Source organism: Butyricimonas sp. DFI.6.44 (assembly GCF_022132345.1).
Lineage (GTDB): Bacteria > Bacteroidota > Bacteroidia > Bacteroidales > Marinifilaceae > Butyricimonas > Butyricimonas muris.
On the sequence record NZ_JAKNJD010000012.1, the window covers coordinates 228,677 to 238,577 of the forward strand.

The 9,901-nt window shown below is 40.3% G+C and carries 10 protein-coding genes; 8 read left to right on the forward strand and 2 right to left on the reverse strand.

The window, feature by feature from the left end:
• Positions 1 to 1,182, reverse strand: coding sequence for a sensor histidine kinase (locus L0M98_RS22715; RefSeq protein ID WP_227217046.1), 1,182 nt, complete (start codon positions 1,180 to 1,182; stop codon positions 1 to 3).
• A 290-nt stretch (positions 1,183 to 1,472) separates the two neighbouring features.
• On the opposite strand from L0M98_RS22715, the gene L0M98_RS17225 reads away from it, so the two are divergent.
• The 8 genes from L0M98_RS17225 (at position 1,473) to L0M98_RS17260 (ending at position 7,847) form a co-directional block, all read left to right on the forward strand.
• The gene (locus tag L0M98_RS17225; protein WP_186974794.1) at positions 1,473 to 1,712 is read left to right on the forward strand and encodes a hypothetical protein; all 240 of its coding nucleotides are present in this window, start codon (positions 1,473 to 1,475) and stop codon (positions 1,710 to 1,712) included.
• Entirely contained in the window at positions 1,709 to 2,752 is a 1,044-nt protein-coding gene (locus L0M98_RS17230; protein WP_227217047.1) for a BF3164 family lipoprotein, read from the forward strand. Before L0M98_RS17225 ends, L0M98_RS17230 begins: the two co-directional genes overlap by 4 nt.
• 11 nt (positions 2,753 to 2,763) lie before the next feature.
• Positions 2,764 to 4,503, forward strand: coding sequence for an O-antigen ligase family protein (locus L0M98_RS17235; RefSeq protein WP_227217048.1), 1,740 nt, complete (start codon positions 2,764 to 2,766; stop codon positions 4,501 to 4,503).
• A gap of 54 nt (positions 4,504 to 4,557) precedes the next feature.
• Positions 4,558 to 5,850 carry a hypothetical protein gene (locus tag L0M98_RS17240; protein ID WP_227217049.1) on the forward strand — a complete coding sequence of 431 codons (1,293 nt, stop codon included), beginning with the start codon at positions 4,558 to 4,560 and terminating at the stop codon, positions 5,848 to 5,850.
• Positions 5,851 to 6,264: 414 nt separating this feature from the next.
• Positions 6,265 to 6,441, forward strand: a complete 177-nt coding sequence (locus tag L0M98_RS17245) for a hypothetical protein (protein WP_186974790.1) — start codon at positions 6,265 to 6,267, stop codon at positions 6,439 to 6,441.
• A gap of 13 nt (positions 6,442 to 6,454) precedes the next feature.
• Positions 6,455 to 6,910, forward strand: a complete 456-nt coding sequence (locus tag L0M98_RS17250) for a hypothetical protein (protein ID WP_186974789.1) — start codon at positions 6,455 to 6,457, stop codon at positions 6,908 to 6,910.
• Between the two features lie 10 nt (positions 6,911 to 6,920).
• Complete coding sequence (locus L0M98_RS17255) at positions 6,921 to 7,382, forward strand: hypothetical protein (protein ID WP_227217050.1); 462 nt, start codon at positions 6,921 to 6,923, stop codon at positions 7,380 to 7,382.
• Between the two features lie 15 nt (positions 7,383 to 7,397).
• Positions 7,398 to 7,847, forward strand: a complete 450-nt coding sequence (locus tag L0M98_RS17260) for a hypothetical protein (protein ID WP_186974787.1) — start codon at positions 7,398 to 7,400, stop codon at positions 7,845 to 7,847.
• Between the two features lie 37 nt (positions 7,848 to 7,884).
• On the opposite strand, the gene L0M98_RS17265 is transcribed toward L0M98_RS17260, so the two are convergent.
• On the reverse strand, positions 7,885 to 9,723 hold the full coding sequence (locus L0M98_RS17265; RefSeq protein WP_227217051.1) for a hypothetical protein: 1,839 nt from the start codon (positions 9,721 to 9,723) through the stop codon (positions 7,885 to 7,887).
• Between the last annotated feature and the right edge of the window lie 178 nt (positions 9,724 to 9,901).

The window sequence follows — 9,901 nt, forward strand, 5'->3', positions numbered from 1 at the left end:
TCAGTGATTTTTCTTTTTGATAGTTTTCGGCAATGTAATGATAATTGTTGTCCCTTCTCCTAAGGTGCTTTCTATATTGATTTTACCCCGGTGAGCTTTAATAATCTGCCGGACGTAGTACAGGCCTTGCCCGTGTCCCTTGATTTTTTTGTTCTCTTGATGGTCTCCCCGGTGATAACGCTCAAATATGTGTTTCAAGGCTTCGGGGCTAATTCCCAGTCCGTTGTCTTTTATTTCTATTCGCACGTGTTTATCACCCGAGTCGCTACAGGTGATAATAATTTCCGTTTGTTCCTTTGAGTATTTCAAAGAATTGTCAATGAGGTTTTGGAAAACGGCATGCAGGAAGTTTGGATCTCCGGTAATCATCTTGTCGGACACGAGGAAGCGGGAGCGGATGTGGAATCCCTTACCTTCTTCCATGCTCCATCGGTCGGGCTGGGCTAACGTTTCAAGCATCTCCTGTAAGTTGAATTCTTTCGGGTTCAATCGTAAGCCGTGTGCGTCAGTAGATTGGAGCAACATTCTGTTAATGGAACGCAACATTTCTTTTGATTCCCGTTCTCGTTGTTCGATGATTTTTGCTTGTGCTTCTCCTTGCAGATGGCGTAGGAGGTAATTCGCTTTGATCTGATTCTCCACGGGACGTTTCAAGTCGTGAACGATGTGATGGATATATTGCTCTTGGTTTTCCCGGCTTCTTTTCTCGTCGCGGAAACTGAGGTAAAGGTTGATGATACAGAGAATGAGTATCGTGGTGATTAAAATAATGATTGTAATTTGCCAACTTGCGGCTTGCAAAAAGAGAGTGACAGGATAATGATACGTGGCAAATAGTGTATCTTTAGAGATAAAACCGAGCGGGACGCTGTATTCAAAAGAAGATGGAAGCTGTTTGACTTGTTTGGGATAGGCATCTTTTATTTTGCCTGTACTGTCTTGTATAAAAAATTGTATAGCAGAATTTTGAATAGAGGAGGAGGCTTGTTTTGCTTGTAAATATTGATAGAAATTACTTAAAGTCCATGATTCGGGATCTTTGAGGTCATAAACAGCCCGTGTTCTTATTTCCGAGATATTATCTCTTGAGTCTAGTTGGTATCGAGAGATATTTCCCTCTTTGAGATAGCTTAAAATATTATTTTTTGCATCGAAACTAAGTATATTTCCTGTTTTTTCCACGTTTGTAGACTTTGCATTGAATTCGTCTATAGTATTCCTAATTTGGGCGTTTTGCTCGTGTGTGTAAATACTTTTCTTTTGTTTGTACAGAGTCTGGAAATGCAGGAGTTGTTCACATAGGACAATAACTCCTGCAAAAATTGTTATATACCAAATATATTGTAGACGCAAATTCATCTAAATCATTTATTGTTTCAAATTTACAAAACTCGCAACATCCACGCAACCTTTTTGTTCGTTTTTTTATTCAAAAAGAAACATTTTTGCAATAAACCAAAATAATTTGTGTTATGAGAAAAAAATGGTTAAAAATCGGAGTTTTTGTAATACTGTTGTCGTGGATGATGATGAACTTGAATATGGGTATTAATACGCGAAAGGGAGAATCGTCCTTGAAAATGACGAATTTGGAAGCTCTTGCCGCTCCTGAATCCGGGGGTGGGAATCCATATTACCCTTGTGTTAAAGCGAAAGGCTTTTGTCTTTTGGGTGGTCTTGATATTGAGGGAATAACATTGATACTGGAATGAAACAAGTGTTATTGAATGTGCTACTCGGAAGTATCTTGCTCGGGTGCTCCGATCGTTACACGGGTGACGATAGCATAGATTCGGTAAAGAGCGAAAGGACAACCGTGGTGCGATTGGCAGATTTATTCCGAAGCGGGATAAATGATATGAATGGGTTTGTCAAGAGAGGGAATAAATTAGTAGTGGGGACAACCTATACTTCGGAAGGGGTTGGGCGTTCTCTTGATTTGGAGCATCCGGAGCGGAGGGATGTTGGTGCGAGAAGTTCTGTGGCTTCGAAGCGTGTGCGTTCGTTGAGTTCTTTCAATTCATTTGACGGTTCCAGCGTGACGGCTTTGGATTTCGAAAAAGGGGAATTGATAGAAAGTCCGGTTGCCCCGCTTTCACGAGGTGGAAGTCAAGAGGTCGTTATTCAATTGCCTAAGGGGAAACAACATCTTGTTGCGGTGAAAGCGAAGAATTTCGTGATTTCCACGGGACTTTATGAAGAGGGACGCTATTTGTTTTATTCTTTAGCGGACGGTTCGGCACGCTATTTTCTCTCTTATCCTGAAACCCCGGGGTTCTCGGATTTGCGGGAAAAAACGAAAGCAATACTTTATGCCAGTAGTGTTTTACGTGTTAGTCCCGACCAGTCCGCTTTCGTGTGTGCCGATATGTATAGCGGTGCGATTGATTTTTGCCGTATAGTGGCGGGTTCTATCGAACGGGTAAAAACGGTTCGCTTGCACTACCCGAGTGTGCAGATCACGGAAGTTCCTTCTTCCCGGGTGGCATACACTCAAGATAATCGTTTCGGGTTCATAGATATTGCCGTAACGGGGGACAGGGTGTACGCTCTCTATTCCGGGAAAACTTATCGGGTAGACCGTGGACGGGCTTTCGAGTGTCAGACATTGCTCGTGTATGATTGGGAGGGGAATTTGGTGAAATCCTGTTTGTTTGATACACCTTTGGTAAATATAAATTTTGATTTGGAGGATCAAAATATTTATGGTGTGACGGTTGATGGGACTTTGGTAAAAGTAGGATGTTTATAAAATGAGGATATATGTTTGCACTTAAAAATGTACCGTTATACTTTATCTTGCTACTTGTTCCCGTGCTATTTCACGTGGACCGTTCTTTGCCGGGTATTACGGCAGGGTTCGCGGGTATGTTGTTGTTGCTCGTCTGTTTGGTCGTGTTTCCCGGGAGCAGGAGGTGTCGTTTTAATTTGTTAGATTTGTTTTTCTTGTTGTTCGTGACGTGGTACACGGGGCGAACGGTTGGGATTGGTTCTTCTATATTTGCCTGGAAGTTGCTGTTAGGTGGTGCGGCGATCATGTTGTATGTTTATGTTCGAAACACGGGAGTGAGGGTGTATTATTTTGACGTGTTGTTTGTTGCCGGAATTTTTCAGGCGATGTGGTTTTGGACTCAATTGCGAGGCTGGCTGCCGTCGTATCATTATTTGTACCCGGGAACGGGAGGGTTTATGAATCCCGCTATATTGGCTGTTTTTCTTGCAATCGCTTGTTTAGCCGGTTTGGTCGGTTTTTATCGAAGGGAAAAGTTTTATTTGCGCTGTTTGCGGGGAATAGGGATCGTGTTACTATTGATTACCTTGGGATTCTTGGGTTCCCGTGCGGCGTGGGTAGGATTGGGTATTGGAATTTTATGGATCGTGTTGACGGGGAGAGAATGGGGTGTTGCTCGGTTCTTTGGAAATATCCGTGAAAAGTATCGTATCGGGAAATATATTTTCTTGCTGTTTGCGATAGTTGTTCCCGTGAGTATAATATATGTTCTTTATCTGGTGCATCCGGCGTCGGTGCAAGGGCGTTTCTTGATTTGGCGGGTTGCCGGTACGATGTTTCGTGATGCGCCTTGGTTTGGTTGCGGTTCTTTTTCTGCCGCCTACATGCCTGCGCAGGGAGCGTGGTTCGAGATGCATCCCGATTCCCCTTTCGTGTCGGTGGCGGGAAACAACGAGTACGCTTTTAATGAATTTTTGCGGGTGGCTTGTGAAACAGGGATCGTGGGTTTGTTGCTTTTCGTGGGGGTGGTCGTGATGGGATTGTATTTCGCCGCGAAAGGGAATCGAGTTTCTCGTTTTGCCGGGGGTGTTTTGGTTGTGATTTTGGGATTCGGGCTGTTTAGTTATCCTCTCTCTGTCGAGCTCGTGAGTGCTGTTGCCATTATTTCGCTGGCAATTGTTGCCCGTGATGCCCGTCACGCCAGGGAATGGATTGTTGACTTGGACACGAGTTTTGCTTTTATATTGAGAATAGCGGTTGTTTTATTCTTGTTTGTCTTGTCTATCGAGTATTATCACGAGAAGAAAGCGGATATTCTTTTGACAGAAGCCCGGGAGGTTTCTTCCCGGATGAAGACGAGTGAACTGAAGGTGTGTTACGAGCGTTTGGGGGGTAATCCCGATTTTGTTTTACGTTACGGGAGGACTTTGTACACGAGAGGGGATTTGCTTAACGCGCAGCCCGTACTTGAGAAGGGATTGAGCTTACGTCCCACCTCTGAATTGGCGAGTGATTTGGGGAAATGTTATTTCTATCAGGGGCGATGGAAGGAGGCGGAGCAGAAATACCGTCTCGCGGCGAATATGATACCTAATTATATAGTGCCTCATCATCTCTTGTTCAAGTTGTATCGGTTGAAGGGGAAGCCGGGGGAAGCAGGGCGGGAAGCGAGGCAGATGTTGACGATTCCCGTGAAAGTGGTGAATTCCTCCGTGATACGGGCACGAGGAGAAGCGAGAGCATTTTTGGAGGAAAATGGAGAGCAGTCATGACGCTAAATAAAAGAGAGTTTTAACTTGTTTAGAAACCATTAAAAAAAAGTGATTATGAGAAAAACGAAGTTTTGGATTTTGGGAATAATCTTGGCTTTGATTTATTCCTGTTCAGATGATTTCGAGGGACAGCGTTCCCAAGAGATTGACGTGTCAGAAGCACGAGCTTATTTCGAGAAGAACGCTACGGATTTGGCCCCGCTTACTTTCAAGAATCCTCTCTCGAGAGCTTCTAGTTTTGTTGTGCCGGAGTTGATTCCGGAGTGGGATGAGGCAATAGAGTCCGAGAACGAGGATTATTTTATCACGGAAGTTCCTCTTAATTCCCCGTCGAAGGTGGTGTGCGTGGAAAGTATCGCTAAAGATAATGAATTTCTTGAGGAAGAGAAGGTGATATGTTGCCAACGTCGTTTGGTCATTGCTCGACAGAAAGACAAGAATGAAACAGATATGTTTATAGCGACGTTACTTCCGGACAACGAGGTCGTTGGGGGAGAGAATGCCTCCTTTACAGGGAGAGTGTTTTATTCTGAATTGAATGGTGATTTTAGAAAAGCGGTTGAGTATAAGAATGGACAAGTTTGTGATACATTGTTGATTACCAAAGGATATGGTTTTGCTATTCATACGCAGAAAGGGACACCATTAGATTATTCAATGCTTGCATTTCAAGAGGGAACCACGTCACGTTCTGCGACGTATTCAAGTAGTGAAAGCGGCGGCGGAGGTTGGTGGCCCGGCTCGGGTGGTGGTGGCGGTCCTATCGGCGGCGGCGGAACCGGAGGAGGAAACACGGGTGGTGGAAGTACTGGAGGTGGTACAGGTAGTGGCGGATATGATCAGGATTATATGCGAGGACGTGAACTTGTTGATGAAATGATGGAGAATTTAAGGACTCGTAATGTCTATGCTTATCATACAAAAGATGTGAATGTGTTAGAAGCTGCAGCGAATGTAACAAGTATTGGTCTTACAGTGCCAGGGATAATAACTTCTTGTTATAAATTTATGCAAGGAGTAGATTTGGATAAGGTTGCTCTAAGGTTTGGTAAAGCTATAAGTGGGCTTGGCTTGGCAGTTGGTCTCTATCAAACTTATGTAGCTTTTTCAGAGAAAAAGTATGATGCAGAAATGGTTATGACTGTAGTTTCAACAGTATGTAGTGCTCTTGCTCTTGTTTTTACGGGATGGCCAGTTGTAATTTTTGGTATAGCAGGTTGTGTTGTGGGATGTATTTCTTCTACGATGTCTTTAGCCCTACTTCATCCATTGTTAATTGAAGTACCCATGGATGATGGAGGACGTATTTATGTGTTCATTCCTGCAAATACTTCGTCATTAGCTTGAAATTGAATTTTAGAGAATAATCTTTCTGACTTTTATAAATCAAGGATATTAATTATTATCTTTATACTAAAAAGTCAGAAAGATTTAAATGAATAATATAGTATGAGAATATTTCGTCGTCCATTTAGCAAATCTAATACCATCTTTGAAGTTAAATTTTTTACTGTAATTTTTGTTTTATTGGGACTTGTTGTTTTGCCTAATACTGAATTTACAATACTAGGCTTTCTGTTTTTAGTTGTAGTTTGCTTTTGCGTGATGCATATTTTTATATCACAATTATACTATATTATTTTAACCGATACGACATTAATTATACAAAATAGGGTTTATTCATTCTGGAGGAAAGAAGTGCGATATATAGATATTGCAAAAGTAAGAATAAAGTGGCACGGGGATAAATCGTATCCATACATGAAAATAATCACAAGAAAGCCTTCTGGGATATCATGGCGCTACACGATAGACCTCGTTGATCCTCAAGATTACGAGGCTATAGTAAAGGATATCGAGGCAAAAGGAGTTACGGTGGAAACCCAAGGGATAGATGTCTATGCCCGTATTTTTAAAGATGAAGATAAATCTAAATGAGGAATGAATTGTTATGAAAATATTTCGTCGTTCTTTTTGGAAATCGGAAGAAATTCGAGCATCGAAATGGGGTTTTGTTTTTATTTTGTTATTAGGTTTTCCTATTTTTTATTCAATGGGTTATCCATGGGAAATGTGCATGGGGGTTATTTTCGTGTTGATATTTTTATTGTGCTTTCATCCATACTCTTTTTTTTACGTAATATTATATGATGATAGGCTAGTTGTTCAAAATGGAGTCTTCTTTTTTTGGAAAGGCGAGTATTTTTATGAAGATATTGTGAAAGTAACGCTCGTGTGGTTGGGTGGGATGTCAAATCATTACATTCAGGTTTTCACGGGAAAAGGGAAATCTAGGCGTTATTTTATCGATTTAGTAGCCCCGAGTGATTATCAAGAGATTGTAAATATAGTTCGGGGTAAGGGAATTTTGGTAGAAACAGTCCATCTTGATGAGTGGGTAAAATAGAAGTTGGGTTATGAAGATATTTCGTCGTCCCTTCAAGAAATCGGGTACAGCATTTGATATTAAATTTGCCTTGATAACATTTGTTTTGTTGTGGGGATTTGCAGCCTATACTGTTGGATTTACTATTCGAGGCATATTAGCCTCGATTGTATTCGTGTTTATATTAGTACAACTTTATATCTCAAGGCTTTACTATGTTATCTTGCGGGATGATAAGTTGATAGTGCAAAATGGAGTTTATTCATTCTGGAGGAAAGAGGTACGATATGTCGATATTGTAAAAGTGAAAATAAAGTGGTGGCAAGATCGAACGTATCCATACATGAAAATAATCACGAGAAAGTCTTCTGGAATATCATGGCGTTACACGATAGATCTCGTTGATCCTCAAGATTACAAGGCTTTAGTTGAAGCAATCGAGGCTAAAGGTGTCACGGTGGAAATGAAAGGGATTGAGAGGAATCTCTCTTGAAAAAAAATTTGTTATATGAAGGTATTTCGTCAATCATTTTGGAAAACAACAATTGGATTTCCTTTTGCTGTAGGTTCTGTTTTTTCACTTTTAGTGATAATACCTGATGGAATTGCAGAAGGTTTTTCGTGTTCGAGAATGGTGAAAATGTTGTTTATAGTTTATTCATTTCCTTTTTGCATGGCATTGTACATGGGGTTTTGTGTCGTTTTGTTTGATGATGTTTTGTTCATTAAAAATACTATTTTCCCATTTTGGAAAAAGAAAGTGTATTTCAAGGATATAACGAGAGTAAATATTGTTGATTATGGAGGGAATGCGATACCTTATATACAAATCACAACCTATGAAGCTAAACTGGCTTGGCGTTATTATTTGGATCGTGTAAATCGTAAAGATTTACCAGAGTTAGTTGCTATTTTAAGGGAAAAAGGTATAGATGTTAGGGAAAAAGGAGGTGTTTAAGGTTACCCGAAAAATATTTTCCGGGCAACCTCGTGTTTTACCAGAATCGAATCTTGCCTTTTTCGTAAGTAAATATTCTTTCCTCGATGCCCGTTGTATGGTTATGGAGCCAAAGTAATGCACCTTGGGGTACGTTGTCATACTTAAGATAATAATCTTTGGCAATTTGTCGCCCTAGTGACTGCCAATTTTTTGAATCGTGGTAAAAAAGTTCATATTCGTTTCCTAAATATATTCCGTTACCATCACTTTGCGGGATACATATGATTTTGGATATTTTGACCGGGGTTTTGAAATCAATAACGATGTTATTGTTTTTTTCGAGATAGATATTGGTCAAAGGGTCATCATCAAAAACTGCTTTATATATAGTATCGATTTCTCCTTTTAACCTTTCCCCTGAAGAATCGATGAATGATAATTCTGCAAAACTCGTTGCTTGGGGATGTGAGATACGCCAGTATCTGTATTTCTTGTGGGTTTTTACTTTTTCTTGGGCATGGGTTATCGCAGAAGTTTCCAATTGATGCAGGATGGTATCTTTGTCTAGAAAATCAGGAAGATTGGAAGCTTCAACGATGATTTTTTCAATTTTTAGATTGTAATAATGTAAAGTTCCATTAAACGGATATTTCCTTTTAATAAGCAATGTTTGGCGATGACAAGTGTCCGGAATAAGATATTTGATTTCTCCTTTAAGGTTTAATATGAATGGATAATTTATTGGTTGCATTTTCTTTTTGGAGTAATAAATAGGTAAATAGACGAGATTTTTCCCCATGTTTTTGAATTTGATTTTGGAGTCCTCTATATTTGCGATAGCAATGGGATTCCAAATAAGATTATTAAATACACATAAGTAGGCATGCGGAGAGAGTTTTTGTTTTTTTACTTTTGAGTCAATGGAAACATCTGTCGTATATAGGTATTGTTCGCTAATATCTTCTAGAAAGGGATCTAGGAAAAATGATGGAATGTATTCATCTTTATCAACTTTGGGAATGTTGTGGCGAGAATACGTTTTTCTGAATATCTTGGCTGCTTTACGTTCCATCGCTCCTCTCACCTCTGTATCCCTGTTTTCGGAAGAAATAATTGTATTCCAATAGTGGTAACCATTTCGGTTGGCGTAATGAGGAATAAAATCGATGGTGGCAGGGAGGCTTGAAACTCGTGACCTAAAATTGTCTTTTAAAGCAATATGATGGCAGTCAGAATAAATATTGTAATTGAATAATGTAGATATAGACTGGTATCCTATATTAGTTTGAGATTCGGAGAGTGTTAGGTTCGTTCCGATTTTTGATATACTGTACATGGTATTATCTTTAAAGGCAAGTTCTTTTAGAGCTTTAGGAGAAATATGCAGAGAATCACGCCACAAATCCAGTCGTTCGTTTTCGAAGCGATAGGGTAGAATGTATTCTAGGAACATGTCGAAAGGAATGTCTTCGAGCCACGTGTATTTGTATAAATGTTCGAAGGATAGATCGATGTGACGGATGAGAAAATCTGCTTTGATATGTTTCACGTCTTCTTCTTTGTGAGAGGCCTTACGTATCTGGTCGATTTGGCTTAACGAGATATCAAGTGTTTTTTTGGCAAAGTAGGAGCCAATGGTGTCGGCGTCTATCTTTGCCCGGTATTCGTTGATAAGGTCGCCTTCTAGCGTGTAATGCCCGGGCATGTTGGCGATGAGGAATTCGGCGGCTTGTAGTTTCAAGGAATCGGCGGGGTTAAGCGAGTAGTGGTCAAGGACTTTCTCGAGTTCGCTTCTATTTTCGCCTGCTAGTTGTAAGGCTGTTTCTAATGCCTCGTTGCGGGTTTGGCAAGAGAGAGTGGCTAGAAAAATGATGTAGATATATTTTAGTTTCATGGTATAAATCGTTTTACCGCGAAGTAAATAATTGTAGGGTAATATTTCGAGAAAAAAGGTTGCGTGAAGGTTGCGAGTTACGTTTGTTATTGTACATATTCGGGGGATACACAATTTGTAAAGATGGGACTGTCTAACAATAAAATGTTGGCAGTCCTCTTTTTTTCTTTTCCTATAT